Annotated in this window: 23 protein-coding genes and 2 tRNA genes; 23 read left to right on the top strand and 2 right to left on the bottom strand. The window is 55.7% G+C overall.

Features of this window, described 5'->3' with window-relative positions; genetic code table 11:
• Positions 1 to 14 precede the first annotated feature (14 nt).
• The 3 genes from ENN68_08545 (at position 15) to ENN68_08555 (ending at position 1110) form a co-directional block, all read left to right on the top strand.
• Entirely contained in the window at positions 15 to 194 is a 180-nt protein-coding gene (locus ENN68_08545; GenBank protein ID HDS46114.1) for a hypothetical protein, read from the top strand.
• A 128-nt stretch (positions 195 to 322) separates the two neighbouring features.
• A tRNA-Ser gene (locus ENN68_08550) sits at positions 323 to 408 on the top strand.
• 3 nt (positions 409 to 411) lie between these two features.
• Complete coding sequence (locus ENN68_08555; GenBank protein ID HDS46115.1) at positions 412 to 1110, top strand: UDP diphosphate synthase; 699 nt, start codon at positions 412 to 414, stop codon at positions 1108 to 1110.
• Positions 1111 to 1118: 8 nt separating this feature from the next.
• Here ENN68_08555 and ENN68_08560 read toward each other — a convergent pair whose 3' ends face one another.
• Together ENN68_08560 and ENN68_08565 are read right to left on the bottom strand one after the other, a co-directional pair.
• The gene (locus ENN68_08560) at positions 1119 to 1910 is read right to left on the bottom strand and encodes a hypothetical protein (protein ID HDS46116.1); all 792 of its coding nucleotides are present in this window, start codon (positions 1908 to 1910) and stop codon (positions 1119 to 1121) included.
• On the bottom strand, positions 1907 to 2272 hold the full coding sequence (locus ENN68_08565) for a ribonuclease P (protein ID HDS46117.1): 366 nt from the start codon (positions 2270 to 2272) through the stop codon (positions 1907 to 1909). The genes ENN68_08560 and ENN68_08565 overlap by 4 nt, the downstream gene beginning before the upstream one ends.
• A 155-nt stretch (positions 2273 to 2427) precedes the next feature.
• Here ENN68_08565 and ENN68_08570 point away from each other — a divergent pair, with 155 nt between their 5' ends.
• From ENN68_08570 to glgP, 20 genes are all read left to right on the top strand, one after another.
• Positions 2428 to 2904, top strand: coding sequence for a pseudouridine synthase (locus ENN68_08570; protein HDS46118.1), 477 nt, complete (start codon positions 2428 to 2430; stop codon positions 2902 to 2904).
• A gap of 79 nt (positions 2905 to 2983) precedes the next feature.
• Positions 2984 to 3463, top strand: a complete 480-nt coding sequence (locus ENN68_08575; GenBank protein ID HDS46119.1) for a CinA family protein — start codon at positions 2984 to 2986, stop codon at positions 3461 to 3463.
• 21 nt (positions 3464 to 3484) lie between these two features.
• Positions 3485 to 3558, top strand: a tRNA-Lys gene (locus tag ENN68_08580).
• 28 nt (positions 3559 to 3586) lie between these two features.
• On the top strand, positions 3587 to 3832 hold the full coding sequence (locus ENN68_08585; protein HDS46120.1) for a DNA-directed RNA polymerase subunit H: 246 nt from the start codon (positions 3587 to 3589) through the stop codon (positions 3830 to 3832).
• A 24-nt stretch (positions 3833 to 3856) separates the two neighbouring features.
• Positions 3857 to 7255, top strand: coding sequence for a DNA-directed RNA polymerase subunit B (locus ENN68_08590; GenBank protein ID HDS46121.1), 3399 nt, complete (start codon positions 3857 to 3859; stop codon positions 7253 to 7255).
• A 1-nt stretch (position 7256) separates the two neighbouring features.
• A complete protein-coding gene (locus ENN68_08595) occupies positions 7257 to 9899 on the top strand; it encodes a DNA-directed RNA polymerase subunit A' (protein ID HDS46122.1) in 2643 nt (880 codons plus the stop codon).
• Positions 9900 to 10105: 206 nt separating this feature from the next.
• A complete protein-coding gene (gene rpoA2, locus ENN68_08600) occupies positions 10106 to 11284 on the top strand; it encodes a DNA-directed RNA polymerase subunit A'' (protein ID HDS46123.1) in 1179 nt (392 codons plus the stop codon).
• A gap of 79 nt (positions 11285 to 11363) precedes the next feature.
• Entirely contained in the window at positions 11364 to 11756 is a 393-nt protein-coding gene (locus ENN68_08605; protein HDS46124.1) for a 50S ribosomal protein L30e, read from the top strand.
• A gap of 31 nt (positions 11757 to 11787) precedes the next feature.
• Positions 11788 to 12216 carry a NusA-like transcription termination signal-binding factor gene (locus tag ENN68_08610; protein ID HDS46125.1) on the top strand — a complete coding sequence of 143 codons (429 nt, stop codon included), beginning with the start codon at positions 11788 to 11790 and terminating at the stop codon, positions 12214 to 12216.
• Between the two features lie 77 nt (positions 12217 to 12293).
• Positions 12294 to 12722, top strand: a complete 429-nt coding sequence (locus ENN68_08615; GenBank protein HDS46126.1) for a 30S ribosomal protein S12 — start codon at positions 12294 to 12296, stop codon at positions 12720 to 12722.
• A gap of 5 nt (positions 12723 to 12727) precedes the next feature.
• The gene (locus ENN68_08620; protein HDS46127.1) at positions 12728 to 13303 is read left to right on the top strand and encodes a 30S ribosomal protein S7; all 576 of its coding nucleotides are present in this window, start codon (positions 12728 to 12730) and stop codon (positions 13301 to 13303) included.
• Between the two features lie 258 nt (positions 13304 to 13561).
• Positions 13562 to 13780 carry a TRAM domain-containing protein gene (locus tag ENN68_08625; protein HDS46128.1) on the top strand — a complete coding sequence of 73 codons (219 nt, stop codon included), beginning with the start codon at positions 13562 to 13564 and terminating at the stop codon, positions 13778 to 13780.
• A 410-nt stretch (positions 13781 to 14190) separates the two neighbouring features.
• Positions 14191 to 15690 (top strand): MFS transporter, encoded by a 1500-nt coding sequence (locus ENN68_08630; GenBank protein ID HDS46129.1) that lies wholly within the window; start codon positions 14191 to 14193, stop codon positions 15688 to 15690.
• A 98-nt stretch (positions 15691 to 15788) separates the two neighbouring features.
• Positions 15789 to 17318 carry an MFS transporter gene (locus ENN68_08635; GenBank protein HDS46130.1) on the top strand — a complete coding sequence of 510 codons (1530 nt, stop codon included), beginning with the start codon at positions 15789 to 15791 and terminating at the stop codon, positions 17316 to 17318.
• A gap of 81 nt (positions 17319 to 17399) precedes the next feature.
• The gene (locus ENN68_08640) at positions 17400 to 18041 is read left to right on the top strand and encodes an NAAT family transporter (GenBank protein HDS46131.1); all 642 of its coding nucleotides are present in this window, start codon (positions 17400 to 17402) and stop codon (positions 18039 to 18041) included.
• 447 nt (positions 18042 to 18488) lie between these two features.
• Positions 18489 to 20483, top strand: coding sequence for a methyltransferase domain-containing protein (locus tag ENN68_08645; protein ID HDS46132.1), 1995 nt, complete (start codon positions 18489 to 18491; stop codon positions 20481 to 20483).
• 109 nt (positions 20484 to 20592) lie between these two features.
• Positions 20593 to 20811 (top strand): hypothetical protein, encoded by a 219-nt coding sequence (locus ENN68_08650; GenBank protein ID HDS46133.1) that lies wholly within the window; start codon positions 20593 to 20595, stop codon positions 20809 to 20811.
• Between the two features lie 28 nt (positions 20812 to 20839).
• Positions 20840 to 21628, top strand: a complete 789-nt coding sequence (locus ENN68_08655) for a class I SAM-dependent methyltransferase (protein ID HDS46134.1) — start codon at positions 20840 to 20842, stop codon at positions 21626 to 21628.
• Between the two features lie 19 nt (positions 21629 to 21647).
• Complete coding sequence (locus ENN68_08660; GenBank protein HDS46135.1) at positions 21648 to 22871, top strand: anion transporter; 1224 nt, start codon at positions 21648 to 21650, stop codon at positions 22869 to 22871.
• 273 nt (positions 22872 to 23144) lie between these two features.
• On the top strand, positions 23145 to 24866 hold the full coding sequence (gene glgP, locus ENN68_08665) for an alpha-glucan family phosphorylase (protein ID HDS46136.1): 1722 nt from the start codon (positions 23145 to 23147) through the stop codon (positions 24864 to 24866).
• The last annotated feature ends 96 nt before the right edge of the window (positions 24867 to 24962 follow it).

The raw sequence follows: 24962 nt of genomic DNA on the forward strand, positions 1-24962 counted from the left end.
TCGATGATCGAGGTATGCTCACGGTGAATGAGCTTGCGGTACGGGCAGTTTTGAGTCCTTCGGTCTCCCGACACCATCTGCGCCTGCTGGAGGCCGAGCGGATCGTGAAGCGGCGCGGGAAACGGCCGTATACGTGGCGCATAACTGGCAAAGGCCAGAAACGACTGATCCCGGCAAACCGGCAGATATCATGAGAGCACCAGGCGCTCTTTCGAGCGTTTTACGCGTTCCGCGGTGCTGCTCTACATAAAGCTTTAATTCCCGTGGACATCATGTATTACTATCCGTGGCGGGAGCGTAGCGAACGTAACGCACCCCTGTGGTCGGGATAGCCAAGTGGTCTAAGGCGGCAGGTTGCTAACCTGCTTCCCCTTACGGGGATCGAGGGTTCGAATCCCTCTCCCGGCGCTTATGATTAATCCCGTCACGATTCTGTATGAGGCGGTTTTACAGCGAGATGTGGTGCGATCGCCTATCCCGTTGAAGCATATCCTCCTCGTGCTCGACGAGACAGACATCCTCTCCAATCCTCGAGGCCTGGAGCTGTTTCGGCATTTTGTTCAGTGGTGCCATGAGCTGAACATCGACACGATTAGTGCGTATATCAGCGTTATTCGCGCGGGTATGGAAAAAGAGGAGATCGGGACCGCACGTGATCGTCTGGCAAACGAGTTACAGGATCTACTCCGCGACAGTACTGTAGCACTGACCATCTACGGTGCGCGTACCGGTGTAGAAGCGGAGACCACGGAAGCCTCGACCTACCTCCAGGAGTCGAGCACGAACGGACGCCGGGTAATCATCTCGCTGGGATTTACAGGGCGCAGCGAGCTGACAAAGGCTGCACGCGAGCTTGCCGCGCAGGTGAAAGCCGGGAAACTGGCACCGGACGAGATCGATGAGCGGCTGATCGAGTCGGAATTGCTCTTTAAGTCAGAGCCCGATCTCGTCATCCGGTCCGGTTCCACACAATTGATGGATTTCCTTATCTGGCAATCGGTCTATACTGAATTTTACTTCACCGATATGAACTGGGTGCACTTCAGGAAGATTGATCTTTTGCGCGCGGTGCGAGATTTCCAGTTACGCGAGCGGCGGTTTGGACGGTGATTTCCTGGCTATTCGACCACCACCATCTTCCGCATCCAAATACTCACCGCTTTGCGCGCCTGCTCGGGATTGGCAAAGTTCTTCTCGAGCTCGGGATCGGCGGGCATGCCGATGAACGGGTTGATGGTTCGGTTCGCTACCTCAAGGATCCAGATCTGCGCGTTACGCACATCATGCTCTCGAACGAAGGAAATAAAGGGCGCCGGGGTCTTCTCCGTGGGAACCACCATCACCATCTCAGCCGCCGCTTCTCCTTCCGGTAGGCCGGGATGCATATCCATAAACGGTGGCACGAACTTGATCGATGAGAAGATAGAGAGGCGGAGCCTATACTGTCGGGCGCCCTCTGACTTCTCTGCATACACCGCGAGAGTGCTGGTTTCAGCCGCCGCTGGCTCGCTCCGTATCACATAGCCGCACCGCTCCAGGAACTCCTGAAGCACGTCTCGCAACGTACTTAATGGACTTCGCAGTTTGGTCCAGCGGAGAAATGCCGACTCCAATTCCACCGCGAGGTAGCCATGGACGGGCAAGCAGTAAAAGACCTCGCCCTGATAGTTGATCTTCGTGCGCAGATCGGGTGAGAAGACGGATACTTTCTCGGTGCTCGTAATGCTCGTGAAGATCTGTGCCTCTACAGTGCCCCCGAGATCTCGTTCCAGCCTCGCTCGTTCAGCAGTGCTCAGCGCGTGTAAGCAGTCCTGTATCTTCAGCTTGAGCTCGCCTTCTGAGAGCACTTTGTGCTTATTAATGTAGACGGAAAGGCGCTTGAAAATCTGTAACAGCGGTTCCTGGTTCATCGGTCGTCACTGGTGAACTCCTTTGGCTCGATGCCCGCTCGTCTCGACGACGGCGCACGCGGCGTTTTATACGGTCGTCGCATCTGCACGCCACACCGCAAGCAGGTGGTCGTCAGGTACTCGCCCCGGAGCCGCACCCGTGCGGTCTTGCCCGGTATGAGCAGCCGGTGACAGCGCTTACAGAGCCGCATCTTCAGATGCTGCGGGATGCGCACCCGGTACCGCATCCCTAGTGCGCGTGCGAGCTGGGTATAGCGATCACTCCGCTGCTCCTGCCCCGCTTTTGCCGCGGTCTCCGCGAGCTCAAAGAGGCGCTCGATTCGCTCCACTGCAAGGTCTGCGATTTGTCTCTTCAGTCTCATGCACCACTACCTGCCTGCAACAGTCTTAACTTAGTAAAGCACTGTTAAATAGCACCATCTGATTGCAAACCCCCTGAGCGGCGATCAGAACGAACTGGCTTCAAGCAGCGTTCGCACCTGAAACGGCGACCAAAAGAGGGCAAAGAAAGGATACCATGGATGAGAATGACCGGTTAGCGTATCTGAAGAAGGCACGGGTAATCGCCGACTATCAATTCGGACGCGGAGCGGGAACTGCCCTGTTCCCCCCTACCGTTGAATTCATCTTCTCGCGGACGCGCCGTATAGCGCAGATAAAAGACGGGCAGCGGCGCATAGCCACGCTCCGCAGTCTTGATGGCCTCTTCACTCTGGGCCGCGAAGGCGCGAAGCGGCTCCATCAGGTGCTCCCCTATCCACAGCTTCGCGTGGTGATGAACAAAGAGAGCAGCGGGTTCGTCCAGACCGGCGGAACCGCCTTTTGTAAGCATGTCGTGGATGCAGATCCACAGATACGCGCCTATGACGAGGTGCTTGTGGTCGACGAGCAGGACCGATTACTGGCCACCGGGCGGGCAATGCTCACGCGTGAGGAGATGCGCTGCTTCCAGCACGGCGTTGCCGTCAAGGTGCGTTACGGTACGACGAAATGATCGCGCTGAGCTTGCACCTATCCGTAAATTCTTCCGAGTTACTGCATTTTTATAGAGGGGTGAACGAATAACATAGGGGATGTTAGCGGAAGAGATCGGCTCGGCTTTACGGGGCAGTGGTCGCACCCTTGCCACCGCGGAGTCGTGCACCGGTGGGTTGGTGGGCGATCGGATAACCATGGTCTCCGGCAGCTCGGAGTATTACAAAGGCGGCGTCGTTGCGTACGCGAATGACGTGAAGGCGGAGGTCTTACAGGTTGCACGTACGTTACTGGCGGAGAAAGGCGCGGTAAGCGCGGAATGCGCCGTAGCGATGGCACAGGGTGTAAGAAAGCTGCTCAAGAGCGATATTGGCATTTCGACTACCGGTATTGCCGGTCCTACGGGCGGGACGCCTGAGAAGCCCGTTGGATTAGTTTATATAGCATTGGCAACAAAAGATTACGTAGCTCACGAAAAGCATATCTTCCACAGAGATAGGGAGGGAAACAAGCGAGAGGCGGCTGATGCCGTTCTGCAATTGCTGCTGAAATATATCTCTCAGAGAGCAATAATGTAAGGTGAAGTACGAGAGGTAGAAGGGCTCGTAGCTCAGAAAGGTAGAGCAGCGGGCTTTTAACCCGTCGGTCGCGGGTTCAAATCCCGTCGAGCCCGTCAGTCATCCATACGCTGAACTGAATGTATGAAGAGGGGAAAGGTATCCATTCTTGAACATGAGTTGGTGCCCAGACATGAGGTTCTGGGTGAGGACGAAGTAGCAGAGCTTTTAAGAACCTATAAGATACAAAAGGAGCAACTGCCGAAGATCAAAGCTACTGATCCCGTGATCAAAGAGCTCAAGGAAGCGGCTGTTGGTGATATCATTCGGGTACGGCGAGTAAGTAAAACAGCGGGTAAATCGGTATCGTATCGTCTGGTTATTGAGTAATGAAGGTGGGAAGTGGGAGTGTGTATGTTGGATAAGAGCGTTTTATCAAAGGCTTATTTAAAGCGGAAAAAGATCGCACAACATCAGGTTGATTCCTTCAACTATTTCCTCAATGAGGGCATGCACCGCGTTATTGAGGAGCAGCCGTTCGTCGAGACCTCGATCAGTGGCGAAGACGACCTGGGAAAGTATTCGGTGGGCGTGCGATTTGGGAAGATCAGTGTCGGGCTCCCGAAATCACGTGAGGCGGACGGCTCCTCTGAAGAGATTTTCCCCTCTCAAGCGCGGCTCCGCAATCTTAAGTATGCCGCTCCGGTCTATCTGGAGATGCAGCTCATGCGGAAATACGAGCATGATGAGCTGGGTGTTAATGAGGAGAGCGAGCTGGAGACGGTGGAAATTGGCGAGATGCCGATCATGGTGAAGTCAGCGAAGTGCAATGTCTCCCGCGAGGTGCGTGAGGAGAAGTTGGATCGGAAAATTTCTGACCAGGAGTACGAGGAATGGCTGAGGCACGAGGCAGGAGAAGATCCGCTCGATCCCGGCGGCTATTTCATCGTTAACGGATCCGAGCACGTGATCATCACGCTCGAAGATCTCGCACCGAACCGCATCTTCGTCAATTTCGAGGAGAAGTACGGGAGTAAAAGCGAGGTCTCAAAGCTCTTCTCGCTCAAGCAGGGCTTTCGGGTGCCAATTCGCGTGGAGATCAGTAAGAAGGACATAGTGGAGGTCTCCTTCCCCGCGGTGGGCAAGAAGATCGAGTTCGTGACCTTGATGCGCGCTCTGGGGCTCGAGGACGACGCCGCCATTGTCAAAGCGGTCTCAGACGAACCCGAGATCCAGGAGCATGTCCGGGGCAACCTCCACGAGAGTAAGGTACGCACACAGGAGGAAGCAATCGAGAAACTGGGCCGTATGATCGCACCGACCCAGGCAAAGGAGTATCGCGAGAAGCGCGTCAATTACATCCTCGACCGCTATTTCTTCCCGCATCTCGCTGATAAGATCGCCAAGGCCCATTTCCTGGGTCGCATGGCAGAGTCCTGTTACGAGCTCTCGCTGGGGAAGCGCGGCGAGGATGATAAAGATCATTACGCGAACAAGCGCTTGAAGCTTGCCGGTGATTTGATGGAAGATCTCTTCCGGGTCTCGTTCACCAAGCTCATGCGCGATATGCGGTATCAGCTAGAACGGGCGCATATGCGTGCACGCGAGCTGAAGATATCCACGGCGATTCGGTCCGATGTGCTCACAGAACGGATCACACATGCGCTCGCGACCGGTAACTGGGTAGGAGGCCGCGCCGGTGTATCTCAACTGCTGGAGCGGAGCAACTTCGTCGCGACAGCGAGCCACTTGCGCCGGATCATCTCGCCGCTCTCTCGGTCTCAGCCCCATTTCGAGGCCCGTGACCTTCATCCCACGCAATGGGGGAAGATCTGCCCGAGTGAGACGCCAGAAGGGCCCAATTGTGGCCTGGTCAAGAACTTCTCGCAGATGGTCGAGATCTCGGTGGGTGAGGATGAAGAGCACTTCAAAGAACTTCTCTCTACGCTCGGGATCGTTCCGCCATCACGCTCATCAGAGCTCAGTGCGGAGAAGCTCATCCGCATCTTCGTCAACGGCGATTTCATCGGGTTTAGCAGATCGCCCGAACAATTCGTCGCAGAGGTGCGGCAGAGGCGCCGGGCTGGAGAGTTCTCCGACCAACTTAACATCGCTTACTATGCTGGCCGGCGTGATATTCTCATCAATTCTGATGGTGGTCGAGCACGCAGACCTGTTATCGTCGTTCAGAACGGCAAGGCGCTGGTCACTGAGTCGCACATCGCGAAACTGCGAACCGAGGAGATCAACTTCGATGACCTCGTCAAAACCGGGGTAATCGAGTATCTCGATGCGGAAGAGGAGGAGAACGCGCTGATCGCGGTGGAGGAGTCGGACCTGGATAAGGCGGATGGCAAGGACTACACGCATCTGGAGATCGACCCCTCATTGATCCTGGGCGTGGTTGCGGGACTTATCCCCTTCCCCGATCACAATTCGTCTCCCCGGAACACGATGGGCGCAGCGATGCTGAAGCAGTCGCTGAGCCTTCCAACGGCGAATTATAAGTCGCGAACCGACACGCGGACACATGTACTGCAATATCCGCAGAAGCCGATCGTGAAGACGCGCACAGCAGACCTTATCCAGCACGAGAAGCGGCCTGCGGGCCAGAATTTCGTGCTCGCAGTCCTGAGCTATGAAGGATACAACATGGAAGATGCGTTGATCCTGAATCGCGCGGCCATCGATCGCGGATTGGGACGGAGCCACTTCTTCCGCACGTATGAAGGTGAGGAGATCCGGTATCCGGGTGGTGAAGAAGACCGATTTGAGATCCCTGATATGGAGATCGTCGGTGTGCGAAGCCACGATGCATATAAACAGCTCGACGAGGACGGCATTATCAACGCGGAGACCGAGGTGGCCCCGAACGATGTGCTCCTCGGGAAGACGAGTCCGCCACGGTTCTTGGAAGAGACGACCGAGCTGCTGAGCCCCCTGGAACGTCGCGACACCTCGATCTGCACTCGCCCCAATGAGCAGGGGGTGGTCAGTTCAGTGGTGCTCATGGAATCGAGCAGCAATCGGCGACTGGCAAAGGTCACCGTCCGCGATCAGAAGATCCCGGAGATCGGTGACAAGTTCGCATCACGACACGGCCAGAAGGGCGTGGTGGGGCTCATCGTGCCCCCCGAGGACCTGCCCTTTACGGCCGAAGGTCTCGTACCTGATTTGATTATCAATCCGCACGCGATCCCGTCACGAATGACCGTAGGCCACGTTTTGGAGATGATCGGCGGTAAAGCAGGCGCGTTGGACGGGCGCTATATCGATGCCACGGTCTTCTATGGTGAGCATGAGGACGAGTTGCGAGCGGCACTGGGCCGCGTGGGCTTCTCCAGCACCGGGCGAGAGACGATGTGGGACGGCATGACCGGCGAGAAGATCGAGGCTGAAGTCTTTATCGGTATTGCTTATTATCAAAAGTTGTATCATATCGTCTCTGCGAAGATGCATGCACGCGCACGCGGACCGGTGCAGATACTGACCAGGCAGCCAACAGAGGGGAAAGCGAGAGAAGGCGGGCTTCGGTTCGGCGAGATGGAGCGCGATGTTCTCATCGGATACGGTGCGGCGATCTCACTCAAGGACCGGCTCCTGGACGAGTCTGACAAGGTGGTCGAGCTCGTTTGCGGGAACTGCGGGATGATCGCCTCCACGGACAATAAGACCGGCTCGGTCTTTTGCCCCAACTGCGGCGCCGACACCGACATCTACCCCGTGGAGATGAGCTATGCCTTTAAGCTCCTGCTGGATGAGATGAAAGCGCTCTGTATAGCGCCGCGATTACAATTGGAAGAGGCCGTCTGAGATGAGAACGAAACGGATAAAAGGGATTAAATTCGGCTTGCTCTCTGCGAAAGAGATACGCAAGATGAGCGCATCGCGGATCATTACACCGGATACGTACGGCGAGGACGGGTTTCCGATCGAGCGCGGGCTGGTGAATCAGCATATCGGCGTCATCGATCCCGGACTGCGCTGCAAGACCTGTGGTGGTCGGATGGGCGAGTGCCCCGGTCATTTCGGACATATCGATCTCGAAGCCCCGGTTATCCATATCGGCTACGCGAAGTTGATCTACAAGATCTTAACGGCGACCTGCCGAAGTTGCGGCCACGTGATGCTCGATGATGAAGGCCGCGAACGGTTCATGGAGGAGATCGAGAGACAGCGAGCAAAGCATGCGGATATTAACGACGTGGTGAAGCAGGTCTTCAAAGAGGCGGCGAAGCACAGCGTTTGCATCTATTGCGACGAGCCACAGCAGCGCATTAAATACGAAAAGCCCACCACCTACATCGAGGTTGATGAGGCGGAGAAAGAGCGGCGATTGATGCCGACCGATGTGCGGGAGCGCCTTGAGCGCATACCTGATGAGGACGTGCCGCTCTTCGGGATGGATTCCAGGAACGCGCGCCCCGAGTGGATGGTTCTCACCGTGCTGCCAGTTCCGCCGGTGACTGCGAGGCCGTCTATTACGCTGGAGAGCGGGCAGCGGAGTGAAGATGACCTCACGCATAAGCTCGTCGACATCCTCCGGATCAATCAGCGGTTCATGGAGAATCGCGATGCAGGAGCACCGCAATTGATTATCGAAGACCTGTGGGAGCTGCTTCAGTATCATGTGAACACCTATTTCGATAATGATATCCCGGGCGTGCCGCCTGCGCGACACCGGAGCGGACGGCCACTGAAGACCATCGCGCAACGATTGAAGGGAAAAGAGGGCAGATTCAGGGGCTCGCTATCCGGTAAGCGCGTGAATTTCTCTGCTCGTACGGTCATCTCTCCCAATCCCGATATCGAGATCGACGAGGTCGGTGTGCCTGAAGCGATCGCAAGGGAGTTGACCGTTACGGTCAATGTGACCGAGCGGAACCTCGAGGTGATGCGCGAGACCGTGCGCCGGGGTAAGCGACATCCGGGTGTGAACTACGTGCGACGCAGTGACGGCCGGAAGGTGAAGGTGACCGAGAGCAATTTCGAGACGCTGGCCGACGAGCTGGACCTCGGCTGGAAGGTTGAGCGACACCTGAGGAACGGCGACATCGTGCTCTTCAACCGTCAGCCGTCCCTCCACCGATTGAGCATCATGGCGCACTATGTCAAGGTCATGCCCGGACGGACCTTCCGATTGAATCCCGCCGTCTGCCCGCCGTATAATGCAGACTATGACGGCGACGAGATGAATCTGCATGTGCTTCAGTCGGAAGAGGCGCGTGCGGAGGCGAAGATTCTTATGGCCGTGCAGCGCAATATCATCTCGCCTCGATTTGGCCGACCGATCATTGGAAACATTCATGATTACATCACCGGGTTGTTCATTCTCACCCGGGGCGAGAAGCGATTTACAAAGGAAAAAGTACTCAATATCGTATACAAAATCGCGCTTGATGCGTTGGGTGCGCCTGCAGGTCTTGATGAAACGCTGCAAACCCCCTACTGGACCGGGAAACAGATCTTCAGTCTGATCCTGCCGTCGGGTATGCATTTGGAATTCCGAAGCAAGACATGCCAGAAATGCCCCGAATGCCAGGAGGAGAACTGTCCATACGATGCTTATGTCAAGATAGCAGATGGAAAGCTGGTCTGCGGCGTGATCGACGAGAAGGCCGTGGGCTCCTTTAAGGGGGTCATCATCGAGCGGATCTTCCGGCAGTACGGAGAGGTGGTCACCAAGGTATTTATCCAGGACGCCGCTCGGCTCGCGATCAATTATATCAAGCACACGGGGTTCAGCTTCGGCATCAGTGACGAGGACATCCCCCGGGAGGGTAAGGAAGAGATCAGAATAGAGGCGATCCGAGAAGCTGAGAAGAAGGTCGAAGCTCTGATACGGGCGTACAACGGTGGAGAACTGGAGGCGTTACCGGGCAGAACGCTCGAGGAGACGCTGGAACTCCTCATCATGCAGGAGCTTGGCCGTGCTCGTGATGACTCAGGTATGATTGCGGAGCGCTATCTCGGCATCGAGAACCCAGGTGTGCTCATGGCCAAGTCTGGTGCACGCGGGTCCATGCTCAATCTCACGCAAATGGCGGCCTGCGTCGGTCAGCAATCGGTGCGAGGCGAGCGGATAAAGCGCGGCTACCAGGGGCGAACGTTGCCCTATTATAAACCGGGCGATCGCAGTGCCGATGCGCACGGCTTCGTGCGCGCATCTTTTAAAGAGGGGCTTTCTCCCACGGAATATTTCTTCCATGCCGTTGGCGGCCGTGAAGCGCTTGTTGACACTGCGGTCCGTACCTCTCAGAGCGGGTACTTCCAGCGACGACTCATTAATGCCCTGCAGGATCTCGAGGTGAAGAATGACGGGACCGTTCGGGAGACGAAGGGCACCGTCGTGCAGTTTAAATACGGTGATGACGGCATCGACCCCTCAAATGGCGAGTTGGCAAAGGTGGTTGATATCGATAAAGTGATTAAGGATGTTATCGAGACGGAGGCGTAGGATGTACCGGGTGGCGAAGCGTAAGGGGAGTGAACTGCATGCCGGGAGATAGCGGAGAAAGAGCTGAAGCGTTGGAGAAGGCCGGTGTCGATGCGGAGTTGGCGAGGCAGTTGAACGAGGATTTCTCGACCACTGAGCTCTCCCTGTCGTTTGAAGAGCTCCTGGAGGAAGAGATCGACACGACCGTTGCAGAAGATATCGTTATGATGCTGGGACGGAATCTGGAAGGCGAGATAAAGCTCAGCGATATTGAACTCAAAGTGAACCGAAGCGGGCTTCCGGAGAATATTAAGCTCGAGCTGAAAGGGAAATTGAAGGCGGTGCGAACGAAGCTGACCGCTGAGAAACTGGATGCTATCATACGCGAGATTGTTGCGGGCTACGAGCGGTCGAAAGTAGAGCCGCGGGAGGCGGTCGGCATCGTTGCTGCACAATCCATCGGCGAACCAGGCACGCAGATGACCATGCGTACGTTTCACTACGCTGGTGTCGGCGCCATTTATATTACGTTAGGGCTACCTCGGATCATCGAGATCGTGGATGCGCGAAAGAAGCTTTCTACACCCACCATGACAATCCGACTGCTCGATGAGTATGCAACGACCAAGAGCCGGGCGGAAGAGGTGGCGGGGATGATACAGGAGACATACATCAGCGATCTCGGTAAAATCCGCTCATCTATGGAAACGATGACCGTATGGGTTGAACTCAATCCCCGGGAACTGGAGAAGCGATACGTCTCGAGAGCGGACGTGATCGAGAAGATCAAGGAGATCAGCCAGGAGATGCTCGTGGACGAGATGGATGACGGACAACTGCGCATCTATACGGGCTGTGACACGTTCCATGAACTCTCGAAGCTGGAGAAGACTGTTGCGAGCAAACTGGTGCGGGGGATCGTCGGGATACAGCGGGTGCTGGTACGACGGGCACCCAGCGGCGAGTACGTGCTCTACACCGTGGGGTCGGAGCTGAAACGTTTGCGGAACCAGAAGGTAGAAGGGGTGGATTTCACCCGGACCACGACGAATAACATCGCAGAGATCGAGGAGGTGCTCGGTATAGAAGCAGCCCGGAACGCGATCATAGAGGAGATGTTGAACACTCTGAATGAGCAAGGTCTGGATGTGGATCCGCGCCACATCATGCTGATCGCCGATGCGATGACCATGGACGGCACGGTGAAACAGATCGGCCGGCACGGCATCGCGGGCGAGAAGGCCTCAGTGCTCTCGCGTGCTGCTTTTGAGGTCACGGTCGACAACCTCCTGGAGGCCGCTATTCACGGTGAGACGGACGAGCTGAAAGGAGTCACGGAGAACGTGATTGTCGGACAGCCGATCAAATTGGGGACCGGTGCGGTCGAACTGGTGGCGGGAAGGTAAGGAAAAGCTGACGCTCCCAGGTCTACGTAAGTAAGAATGAAACACAGAAGAAGGGGAGAGAAGAGGGGCGAGAGAGACGATGGCAAAGGCAAAGCGAAAGGCTGAGCGAAGCTCGATCGAGCTTTCAGATGTGCATAGGGAATTGCAGAAGGTATTACATCAGGGTACGGTACTGCTGGGCTCAAAGGAGACGGTACAAGCGGTCCTGAATGATGAGGCGCGGGTCGTTATCCACGCGTCCAATTGCCCTGAGCAGGTAAAGCAGGTCTTTACAGACGCGGTGATAAATGGTGACGAGGAGCTCATCGTGTATGAGTATCCTGCGAACAGTCTCGAGCTTGGACTCGCCTGCGGGAAGCCGTATTCAGTCGCTTCACTCTGTATCACCGATCCCGGCGATTCCGCTATTGTGCGTGTTCTCACACCGGAAGAACAACCAAAAGAGAAAACCTTGAATATCGACACACGATAAGAGAGAAAAAACAACAACCAGGTGAGTGAAACTGACCGTAAAGCTGGATACTGAGGGGATAAGGTGTATCGGAATCTTCGAGCAATCGACCGGTGCAGGCGTGATGGACTGTCTCGTGGACACGGAGGCGAATAAGGTGATCATGGTGGTGAAGAAGGGCGACATGGGCCTGGCAATCGGGAAGAACGGTGTGAACATCAATAAGGTGAAGAAACTACTCAATAAGGAGATCGAGGTCGTGGAACATTCACCGGACGCGAGGGAGTTCATCGAGAATTTGCTGCGGCCCGCGTACGTGAAGAGCGTCGAGCTGCTGAATAGGAACGATAAGCTCTGTGCTTACGTCGAGGTGCTCACGAAGCACAAGGGCATCGCCATCGGCCGTGATGGCGAGCGGATCAAGAAGGTGAAGATGCTGGTGAAACGGAACCAGGGCATCGATAACGTGATCATCAAATAGTCCGTGCAGACTTACCGTTCTAAAACGTTTTATCTAGAAAACGTAAAGGATAGTACAGTTCTTAAGGAGTGAAAGCGATGGGAAGAGGCATGTACGCAGCGAGGAAGATGCAAAAGCGGAGGAAAGTGATGCGGCGGAAGAGCCCGGACTACGCGCGGAAGGTCTTGAAGACCGCGAAGAAGAGTGATCCATTGGAAGGCGCACACATGTCACGGGCGATCGTCCTGGAGAAGGTGGGGATAGAAGCGAAGCAGCCGAATTCAGCGATTCGGAAGTGCGTGCGCGTGCAGCTCATTAAGAACGGGAAGCAGGTAACTGCTTTTGCGCCGGGCGACGGCGCGATCAAGTTCATTGACGAGCACGACGAGGTGCTGATCGAGGGCATTGGCGGCCGTAAGGGGCGGTCGTACGGCGATCTCTCAGGCGTGCGCTTCAAGGTCGTGGCGGTTAACGACATCTCGCTCCTGGAACTGGTGCATGGGCGTAAGGAGAAGATGCTGAGGTGATCGAGATGGGAGCCGATATATTGTTTGGCAAGATCTTTAATAAGTGGGACCCGGCGGATGTGACGATCACGGACATCGCTATCGAGCGGCACATCAGCCTCTCTCCCGTGTCGGCACTGCATTCCGGCGGTGCGCATGCAAGCCAGCAATTCGAGGAATCGAAGGTTTGTGTCGTGGAACGCCTGATCAACAAGATCATGCGGTCCGAGCGCAACACCGGGAAGAAGCTGATGGCCTACCGGATCGTGAATACCGCGTTTGATCTTGTTCATGAGGCCACAGGTCAGAATCCGCTCCAGGTGCTTGTGGATGCGATTCAGAATGCCGGCCCGCGCGAGGAGACGATTCGACTGCGGTTCGGTGGTATTCTCGTGCCCAAAGCCGTGGATATGTCCTCGCAACGGCGGGTAGATCAAGCGCTCATGTTCATTACCCAGGGCGCCGAGAAATGCGCCTTCAAGAACAAGAAGCGGATCGAGCGATGCCTCGCGGACGAACTTATCGCAGCATCACGGAACGCGAAGTGCTTCTCGGTGAGTAAGAGGGAGGAGAAGGAGCGAATCGCACGAGCCGCACGGTAGCACGATAGCGCTCATTTTTGCTTGCGACTATGTTCTGTGCGGATTTTCACGATTATCCCTGCCCCGGGCGGCACGCGGCATCGGGGGCTGTGTGTGCTCTCCGGAACCGCGGTGTTTATATACCGACGAATTACAGGTGTAATCACGTGGTGTAAGGTGCTGCAGCGGTTTGGCGTGAGTGTGAGCGGTAACGACGTGCGAATGTACACTACGGACGACCAGAAATTGAAAGAAGGAGAAATGGAGGTTTTGTAGCGTATGGACTATAGTGGCGAGAGGCGGGGATTTACCGCCCCTATAACCGTTGGCGAGACCTACGACGTTACGATCGAGGACGTCGGACGTGAAGGAGACGGCATCGCTCGTATAGAGGGATTTGTGGTCTTCGTGCCCAACACGCAGAAAGGGGATACGGTAAAAATCCGTGTGACCAAGGTATCGAGACGGGTTGCTTTTGGCGAAGTAGTTACTGAATGAGTGGCTGCCTGCACGAATATTATCGTAGAGCGTCCAAAGGAAAAGCTATAGTCGCTCTATAGCTTTCTTTTATTTTTATCAGACAGACCGTGAGCAGCAGCTCGATGTGGAGCAGGAACGCTTTTTGCGTCTGCGTTGCGTCACCAGGTATTTTCGGGGGGTACTAAGCTAAGCTCGGCTAAGCACAGGAACGGAGTGACGCTTAGCGGACTGCAGCGGGTGTAATTGGTGTCCCATTTTTGTCGTACGAGCAGCGGCCATTGCCGTGCTGAACTGAGGACCAACCCCCGGGCGTTCTCCGCAGGTGCCAGCTTCACGACGAAATAGGCGTTGGGATTTAGATAGATCGATAGCAGGACAACATATACTTTGCCCCCTACGCACTATCACTAAGCTGACATGAGGCGCTTATGAGATTCGCGGTAAAAGAGCAGCTCACTGAGGAAGAGATCCAATCCGGACTGCGCACCGTCATCAAGGACGGCCTGGCGGCGCAAACGATGATCACGTTGACCGGCGGAGCATTTTTAGTTGCATTCGCACTGCTCCTCGGTGCTTCTAACTTCATTATCGGGCTCGTCGCTGCAATCCCACCGCTTGCGCAATTGATGCAAATCCCCGCGGTCTATCTTGTCGAGAAGTATCGGGCACGACGTGCAATTTGCTTCTACGCGATCATCGCAAGTCGCGGTTTCTGGATACTCATCGCCGTTATACCGTTCCTCTTCGGCCTTACCGGGGTCCTCCCCGTTCTTATCGTCGCGCTCGTGCTCTACGCGGCGTTTGGCGCGGTGAGCAGCAGCAGCTGGAACTCCTGGATGCGCGACCTCGTGCCACAGGACCAATTGGGTGTGTTCTTCTCGAAACGCATGAGTTTAACACTCGGGGTGGGTATACCGCTCAGCCTCGCTGCAGGCTTCTTCATCGATTACTGGACACGGCTCTACCCCACGCAGGCGATCTACAGTTACTCAATTCTCTTCCTGCTCGGCTTCGTCGCGGGCATGCTCGATGCCTATTACGTCTCGACCATTCCGGAGCCACAAATGACACGTCCACCCCGCCAGCCTCGGTTCTTAGTCGTGCTCTCAAAGCCCTTCAGGGATGCGAATTTCAAGAATCTCATGCTGTTTCTGTGCTCCTGGAACTTCGCCGTTAACCTTGCCGCACCCTTCTTCACGGTTTACCTGCTGAAACGACTGGAGTTTGAGATCTCGTTCATTATCGCCCTGCTCGTTCTGAGCCAGCTGATGAACATCGCCTTCTTACGACTCTGGGGCCGATTCTCAGATCGCTACAGTAACAAATCAGTGCTCGGCGTCAGTGGTCCGCTCTTCATACTCTGCATCCTCGCCTGGACCTTCACGACCCTGCCCGAGCAGTATGTCCTCACCATACCGCTCCTTGTGCTCATCCATATCTTCATGGGCATCTCCACCGCGGGCGTGACACTGTCCACGGGTAATATCGGGCTTAAACTGGCGCCGAAGGGTGAGGCAACCGCGTATCTGGCAGCCAATAGCTTTGTCAATTCCCTGGCGGCCGGTATTGCACCGATCGTTGGCGGGCTCTTCGCAGACTTCTTTGTCAATCGCGAGCTCTCATGGACGCTTAGATGGTTCAGTCCCGGCGGCGAACTGGTGATTCAAACGTTGAACTTCCGTGAATGGGATTTCTTCTTCTTCCTTGCATTTCTCATTGGCACGTACTCCATCCACCGTTTGGCACTGGTTAAAGAGGTGGGCGAGGTGGAGGAGAAGATCGTTATTCGAGAATTGATTGCTGAGGTCAAGAGACCACTGCGGAATTTCTCCACCGCGGGCGGACTGCGCCACATGCTCCAGTTCCCCTTCTCACTCATGCGAACAACGGTAGCGAAGACGAAACCGAAGAACCCGCGGAGGCCGTAAAATGGAGCAGGGTGGTAAAATGGAGTGGGTAGTATAGTGCGGCGAATCCGAGTTTATATACTCCACTCGACTTACTCTATCAGCTAAGACGAGCGACCATGCTATTTGCAGTTAAAGACCGATTAACGGATGGAGAGATCGAATCAGGGCTCAGAAGCGTTATCAAAGATGGGCTCACCACGCAGGCGATGGTGACGCTGACCGGCGGCGCCTTCCTGGTCGCGTTTGCGCTGAAGCTCGGCGCTTCCAACCTGGTGATCGGACTCCTGGCAGCTATCCCGCCGCTCGCGCAGTTGATGCAGATACCCGCGGTCTTTCTGGTGGAACGTTATCGCGTGAGACGGGCGATTTGTGCCGCGGCCACCGCGGTGAGCAGGTCGTTCTGGTTGCTCATTGCGCTTATTCCGTTCCTCTTCACTACGCAGATCGGATTGCTCGTGCTCCTCCTTGGACTCCTGCTCTACGCCTCGTTCGGCGCGATAGGGAGCAGCAGCTGGAACTCCTGGATGCACGATCTCGTGCCACAGGACCGTCTGGGGTCCTTCTTCTCGAAACGCATGAGCCTGGCTACCGGCATAGGCATCCCGCTCAGTCTTGCCGCGGGCCTCTTCATCGACTACGGCCGGACCGTTTTCGGCCAGAACGAGTTATACAGCTATTCAACGCTCTTCTTCCTTGGATTCCTCGCCGGCATGCTCGGCGTGTACTTCATCTCCACCGTACCGGAGCCGCGCATGCTGAGTCCGGTAGAAGCGGAGCCCTCGTTCCTGAAGACGCTCTTGAGCCCTCTGCGCGATTGTAACTTCAAAAAACTGATATGGTTCCTGTGCTCCTGGAACTTTGCCGTTAACCTCGCGGCACCCTTTTTTACCGTTTATATGCTTAATCGCCTGGGATTGCAGATCTCGGTAGTCATCGCGCTCTTGATTGTGAGTCAGCTTATGAATCTCGCGTTCTTACGACTCTGGGGCAACTTTGCCGATCGCTTCAGCAACAAATCGGTACTCGGCGTCAGTGGTCCGCTCTTTATGCTCTGCATCCTCGCCTGGACCTTCACGACCCTGCCCGAGCCGTATGTCCTGACCATGCCGCTCCTCGTGCTCATCCATATCTTCATGGGCATTTCCACCGCCGGGGTAACGCTCGCCTCCGGGAATATCGGGCTGAAACTGGCACCAAAAGGGCAGGCGACCGCGTATCTCGCGGCCAGTACACTCGGTAACTCACTGGCTGCCGGGATTGCCCCGATCATCGGTGGCTCCTTTGCGGACTTCTTCGTGGGCCGCGAGCTCGCCTGGACCCTGACGTATACCGCGCCAACGGGCAAACTGGTGATTCCCACCCTGGACTTTCAGCAGTGGGATTTCTTCTTCTTCTTCGCCTTCTTGCTCGGCTTATACTCAATACATCGCCTCGCGCTCGTCAAAGAGTCGGGGTATGTGAAGGAGGACATAGTGGTGCGCGAGCTGATAACGGCGGTCAAGCGGCCGTTACGGAATTTCTCCACTGCCGGTGGGCTCCGCTTTATGATTCAGTTCCCGCTCTCTCTTGCCCGAACGACCGTTGGTAAAGCGGTAGAGCGGAAGAATCATCGAAATCGAAATGGCAACGCGCGCACCCGGCCGTGACAGAGCGGACAGCGTGAGGTGATGGGCCGCGCTCTTGAGCACAATATTTTTTTTTCTACCGAACGGAATACATAGAATAGTATGGAAACACTGGCCTTCTTTATCTATGCCTTCACCTCCTTCTTCATCATCGTCAATCCCATCGGTGGGCTCATCACCTTTATCTCGTTAACCGCACGAGTGAGTGCGGCCGAACGCCTGGTGATCGCCAAACGCGCGGTGACCGTCGCCTGTGTTCTGGCCATCTTCTTCGCATTCGCCGGCGAGTTGATCTTGCGGATCTTCGGTGTGACCGTGGATTCCTTACGGGTGGCAGGTGGCGTCTTACTCTTCATCGTCGCGATCGACATGGTCCTGGCGAGAATCTCGCGAGAGAGTATGACCGAGGAGGAGATTCGGGATGCCGCGCGGCGCGATGACATCGCGATCTTTCCGATCGCCACGCCCCTGCTCACCGGCCCGGGCGCCATAACGACCGTCATTGTCATCATTCGAACCGGTCATACGCTGGACTTGAAGTTCATCGCGATCGGTGCCATCATTCTCACCTTTGTGTTCTCCTACCTTATCTTCCGATACGCCGGTCAGATCTATAAGCTTCTGGGCGTGACGGGCTCGTTGGTGATCACGCGGGTAATGGGCCTGTTGCTGGGCGCGATCGCGGTCAACTTTATAGCAACGGGAATCTGGAACCTCTACCGGTCGCTGCTGGCGGCCGCATAGCCCGGGTAGCGCGGCGTTTTGTTGGTGGACAGCTCACGGTCAGGCCACCGGGAACTTCAGCACACCGTCCCCACTCGTGATCCGAGCACGCCGCTCCTCGAGATCCCGCAGTGTAGTGTGATGATGACCACACGAAAGAGAGAGGTGTACGCACGAGGGCCGATGTCAAAACCCTCGATCTTGGGCTTGTGTGGCGTTAACGGTGCTCGATGCAGTACTACGTTACCGGTCGCTCATCCGATCTCCACCAGGGACTTTGCGCAGTCCCTTGCACAACCCCGAACCACCCGTCGCAACGGCACTCGAATAACGTTCTTTTTTAGCTATAAACCCGTTTTAACCGCTTTTCCCGGATGGTCCTGAAGGAGTAGAGCAGTACTGGGGCGGGCAGTGTCGAAAATGATATATATAGCGATAACAGAAAGAAAGCTATCGTATTCACCGGATATGAATAAAGGAGAAGCGGGCATAAAAGAAAAGGCGATTTCACGGCAGAGGAAAGCACGAGAAAAGAAGACACTGGGCCCCGTAGCGAATTTGGAGGCTCATGTGAGTCCTGATTGGTGGCGGCACCTCTTCAATTCGCTCTACTTGAAGACCGATGCGGACGTCGTTGATGATCCACGCGTCACCGGAAAGGAAGTCGAATTCGTTTCAGACCTGCTCCGGCTTGCACCTGACGAGCGGATCCTGGATCTCTGCTGTGGTCAGGGCCGGCATTCATTGGAGCTGGCTCGGCGCGGGTACCGGAACGTTGAGGGACTTGATCGCTCACATTTCCTCATTCACCGAGCACGAACGCAGGCGAGGAAGGCGGGTCTCTCATTGCGGTTCCGCGAGGGTGATGCGCGACGACTCCCGTATGCTTCGGATTCTTTTGATGCGGTGATGCTGTTGGGCAACAGTTTCGGGTACTTTGAGACGGTCCACGACGACCTACGGGTATTGAAGGAGATCTTCAGGGTGTTGAAGCCCTGGGGGCGGTTCCTTATTGATGTGGCGGATGGTGCGTATCTCCGTGAGCACTTCCAGCCGCGATCCTGGGAATGGATCGATAAGAACCTCTTCGTCTGTCGTGAACGCTCGCTCACACTGGATGACCAGCGCTTGATCTCACGAGAGGTGGTGACGCACGTGAACAAAGGCGTGATTGTTGACCAACTCTATGCAGAGCGGCTCTACACACGGGAGAGCCTCAATGAGCTCTTGAAGAGCGCAGGCTTCAGTGATATCCGATTCCATGGTGAGTTCCTCTCCGATTCCGACCGAAATCAGGATCTCGGGATGATGGAGCGGCGCATCATCGTCACTGCCGCGGTTAGAAAGGAGTGGGCCGCGGTGAAGAAGAGAACGCGCCGTGGGATCAGGCATGTGGTGGTCGTCATGGGCGATCCCAGCAAGCCGGACACGGTCAAGCCCTGCTGTGTCTTCGATGACGATGATCTCTACACCATCGATCAATTAAAAGGTTCCTTACGGGAATTGAAGGATTTCCGGTTCAGTTATCTCGCCAATCATAACATGCTCATCCAGGATTTGATAAAGCATGAAGCGAAGCTGGATTTCGTCCTCAATCTCTGCGACGAAGGATTTGAGAACGATGCGAAGAAGGAGCTGCACGTTCCCGCGCTCCTTGAGTTGCTCGGTATTCCGTATACCGGCTCGGGGCCGCAGTGTCTCGCGTTCTGCTTTGATAAATCACTGGTACGTGGAATCGCGCAGGAGATGGGCATCCCGGTGCCCAAAGCGCTCTTCATCAAGCCTGAGGACACGACCTTCGAGTTGCACGTCGACTTTCCCGTACTCGTCAAGCCGAACTTCGGCGACTCCAGCTTCGGCATTACGCAGCGGAATGTATGTTATGATCCGGAAGAGCTGACGAATGCGATTGCCGAGATCCGCGAGCGGTTCGGCTATGAGAAGCCGATCCTTGTGGAGGAGTTTCTCACCGGTCAAGACTTGAGCATGGGTATCATCGGCAATCCGCCCGAATCGTACACCGTGCTCCCCATCATCGAGGAAGATTACTCGGCACTCCCGGAAGGCCTGCCCCGGATCTGTGGCTATGAGGCGAAATGGCTGCCCGAGTCGCCCTACTGGAAAATCCGCTCGATTCCCGCAGAGCTCCCGGAAGAGGTTGAACGTAGGCTCGTGGAATGGTCAGTGAAGCTCTTTGAGCGATTGGAATGCCGCGATTATGCGCGCTTCGACTGGCGCCTCAATGCGCAGGGCAATCCCAAGCTTTTGGAAGTGAATCCCAATCCCGGCTGGTGCTGGGACGGGCATCTGGCGAAGATGAGCGCGATTGCCGGTATGAGCTATGCAGCAATGCTGGAAGCAATCCTGAAAGCAGCAGAAGCGCGCATATTCCAGCATAAGGATGAGAAGATGGCGCTGAGCGCCCCCGCGCCTCAGGATGTAGAATGCGTCGATGGTCTCTGACTCGCCATGTCGTCGCCCATTTACGAAACGACGTGATTTGTGCCGCTACCTATTTAAATCCGGGTAGGATATGGTATACAACTCACATCCCGGAGGATGATTGGGTCAGATGGCGGAAGAGCTAAAGGGAAATACAAAGAAGGTATACGAATCGATGCAGCAGCTGGGTATGAAGAGCGAAGAGAAGGCGAAAGGTCTGGAAGATATTGTGCGTGAGGCCAGGCTCCCGAAGGGTGCGGTTGCTAATAGCATTACCGAATTAACGCAGAAGAAGCTGGCGAAGCGGAGAGCGGGCGATAAGACCGCGAAGTATTTCCTGCTCAGATGATGATCGGGATGAGTGGGGGCGGATTACCATGGAGAAGAAGTTATACTATCTTCCCGTCTATTACGATATTGCATTTTCCTACGATCTCACCGGGGAGTTGCACTTTTTTACCGCGTGCTTCGAGGCATACGCGGACATTACGGTGCGCAGAATCCTGGAGCCCGCCTGTGGGAGTGGTCGTCTGTTACTGCCACTGGCGGCGCATGGCTATCATATCCTCGGCTATGATATCAGTGAGGAGATGGTCGCGTACACGCGTGACAAGATCGAGCAAGCGGGTCTCAACGGTCACGCCGAGGTGGTTGTCGGCGATATGCGAACGCGGAAATTTAAGGATACGTTCGATGCCGCACTCAATCTCCTGAATACCATCGGCTACCTCATCTCGGATGCGGACATTAAAAAACATTTCAAAGCGGTCTCGCACTCGCTCCGACGCGGCGGGATCTATATCGTAGAACTCGCCTGCGCACCCTTGAATCCGAAAACGGAGGAGCAGCCGGATGATACCTGGGTCGCCGAACGAGACGGCGTGACGGTGCAGACAACCTGGCGCACTGAGCGCTATGATTACGTACGCAAGCGGAAATACAACATCTGCAAGATGAGCGTCGTGGACAGGCCCCGGGAGAAGAAGTTCATGTTCATCGAGCCGCACATCCTGCGATTGTGGTTCGCCGAGGACGTGAAGCAGTTGAGTGCCGCGGGTGGCTTTGTCCTGAAGGCGATTTATAATCCGGGCTTTGACCGCTTACCGCTCGATGCGCCCCTTACTGGTGAGCTGGGCAATCTTTACTTCATTCTGAAGAAGGAATGAATGAGGGCGGGTTCAGGATATGCTCGCACTCCTTACGCTCGGTGCAGTCTTTATCCTGATTGCGATACGGCGGATCGGCTCCTTCAGCCTGCAGATCTGGCAGATTATGCTCCTGGGAGCGGTCATGGTGCTCATCACCGGGCAGATCTCACCTGCTGATGCGCTGCGGGCTGTTAATCTCGAGATCATCTTGTTTTTATTCGGCGTCTTCACGATCGGCCAGGCCCTGGAAGAGAGTGGCTATCTCTCGCAGCTCGCCGCGGCACTCTTTGGGCGAGCAAAATCGGTGGATCAACTCGTTCTTGCGATTCTTCTCGGGTTCGGGTTGCTCTCCACACTGCTCATGAACGATACGATGGCGATAATAGGAACCCCGGTCGTTCTGTTGCTTGCGCGGCAGCATGGCCTGGCGGCGAAGCCGCTCCTCATGACCCTCGCGTTTGCGATTACCATTGGTAGCGTGATGAGCCCGATCGGCAATCCCCAGAATCTCCTGATCGCCGTTACGCTCACCAATCCGTTCATCACCTTCTTCAGGCATCTCGCAGTCCCGACCCTCATCAATCTACTCGTGGCGTATCTCGTCCTGAAATACGCCTTTCGTACCGAGTTAGCGGGAAGACCGCTGCTTATAAGTTCCCCGGACGTTATTAAGGATTACAAACTCGCCCGGTTAGCTCAAGTCTCACTCGCGCTCATGCTGATCCTGATCGCCGCGAAAATAGCCCTGGGGTTTACCCACCTGCCGATCGATCTCCGGCTGACCGATATCGCCCTGATTGCTGCTGTGCCCGTGCTCCTGAGTGAGAAACGCGTGAAGCTCATCCGGGAGATCGACTGGTACACGCTCATCTTCTTTATTGCGCTCTTCATTTTGATGCAAAGTGTCTGGGACAGCGGCGTCTTTCAATCGCTCCTTGCCCACTTCCAACTCGACATCACGACCCCACCCGTAATCATGACGATAAGCGTCCTCCTCTCGCAGCTGATCTCGAACGTACCCCTCGTAGCGCTCTATCTCCCCCTGCTGATCCACGCGGGAGCGACACCTGAAGGGCTCTTAGCTCTGGCCGCGGGCAGCACCATCGCGGGTAACCTGCTCATTCTGGGTGCTGCGTCCAATGTCATCATTATCCAGCATGCAGAGCGGAGCGGAGAAACGCTATCCTTCGTCGAATTTGCAAAGGTCGGCATACCACTCGCGAGTGTTAATATTCTCGTCTATGCTCTAGTTCTCTTGTGATAAGAACGCTTTCCGCACCGTAAATAGCGGACGGGCGTGCATCATGGCGAACGGGGATACAATTAGGCGCGATATACCGGCTGTGCGATCGGCCGTCCTTTTTGGGGCAGGTTCCTGGCTAGCTGATTCCTTCGGCTTCCAGCTTCCGCCACCATCTGCTCTGCTCGTTTCTTCATCAGCTCCCTTCTGGCCATGGGGGTTTGCCGCACCGATCCCTTAGGCTTTACTTATGACCCTGCATATATCTATAGATGGAAAAGGAGAACGATTGAGATGGTTCGCGGTAACCGTTCATTATTAGAAGGATATTTCCACATCGCGTTCTTCAGCATGGAGATCGGCGTCAATCCAAAGATACCAACGTACAGCGGCGGGCTGGGTATACTGGCCGGCGACATCCTCAGATCGTGCGCCGATCTGAACGTCCCGATCGTCGCTATGACGCTCGCCAGTAACAAAGGGCATATCGCCCAGAAATTGGATGCCAAGGGTAATCAGACCGAGTTCTTCAAAGGTTGGCGGATCGATGACTTCGCCACGCTCAAACCGGGGAAGATATGCGTGCCCATCGAGGGCCGGGACGTCAGTGTGCAGGCATGGGAGTATAAGCTGACGGGCCGGGAGGGGCATCAACTTCCCGTCTACTTCCTGGATACCAACCTCTACGAGAATACCGAGGCGGACCGGGAGATCACCTCGTACCTGTACGGTGGCGATGAGCGCTACCGGCTGGCGCAGGAGATCGTGCTCGGCATCGGTGGGGTACGGATGCTCGATGCACTGGGGCAGCATAATATCAGCAAATATCACCTGAATGAAGGCCATTCGGCGCTCGCCGTTCTGGAGTTGTCGAAGAAGACGAAACAGGAGCATCCGCAGTATACGCATGAGCAGCTGCTCGAGGCCATACGCGATAGATGCGTTTTTACCACACACACGCCCGTGCCCGCGGGCCACGATAAGTTCGCCGCTTCGCTGGTCGAGCAACTCCTGGGCACCTATTGCGATGCGGTAGGGCTGAAGTATATCTGTAACGGGAGCCCGCTCAATATGACCTTGCTCGCGCTGGAGCACAGCGGGTATATTAACGGCGTGGCCAAACGGCACGAGGAGATCTCACGTGATATGTTCCCGGGCTATCCCATCGATTCGATCACGAACGGTGTGCACCACGTCTTCTGGACTGCGGAACCGTTCAGGACGCTGTATGATAGTCACATCAGCGGATGGCGCAAGGACCCTTTCAACCTGCGCTATGTGGTCCAAATCCCTCTGGAGGAGATACGGGAGGCGCATCGCGCGGCAAAGAAGCGCTTGATCGATTTCGTCAACGCACGGCACGATGCGGGCATGACCTATGATGCCTGCACCCTGGGCTTTGCGCGGCGAATGACGCGGTATAAACGCCCGCATCTCCTGTTCACCAATACCCGGTGGCTCGCTGCGATCGCGAAGCAGGTCGGTCCGATTCAGGTGATCATGGCCGGGAAGGCGCATCCGAAGGATACGTTCGGCAAGGATTTGATACGGCAGATCTTCGCGGCGATCGAGGAATTGGCGGGCGAGGTGAAGATCGTGTTCCTGGAGGATTACGATATGGAGCTCGCGCTGTTGCTCACATCGGGCGTTGACATCTGGCTCAATACCCCGAAGATACCCTGCGAAGCCTCAGGCACGAGCGGTATGAAGGCGTGCCTCAACGGCATTCCGAGCCTGAGTGTGCTCGACGGGTGGTGGGTTGAAGGCTGCGTCGAGGATGTCACCGGCTGGGCGATCGAGACGAAGGTAGCGAATGTCTGCGAGCTGCAGATGGATGACGCGGAAGAGGCTGAAAGCCTGTACAGGAAGCTGGAAGAGGTGGTCATACCCCTCTATTATGCTCAAGAGCGCGACGGCTGGGCTCAGATCATGCGCTACGCCATCGCTTTCAACGGCTCGTTCTTCAACTCGCATCGCATGGTGCAGCAGTATCTCCTCAATGCGTATTTCGCCTAGTCTCGCGATAGGATCATGCTCGCCTGCCGCCATTACGCTTAAAAGCATGCTCGGCCTTTAGGTACTACACAAAGATCGCGAGGTTGGATATTTGAT

This window comes from Methanomicrobia archaeon (genome assembly GCA_011049045.1).
Taxonomy (GTDB): Archaea; Halobacteriota; Syntropharchaeia; order Alkanophagales; family Methanospirareceae; genus JACGMN01.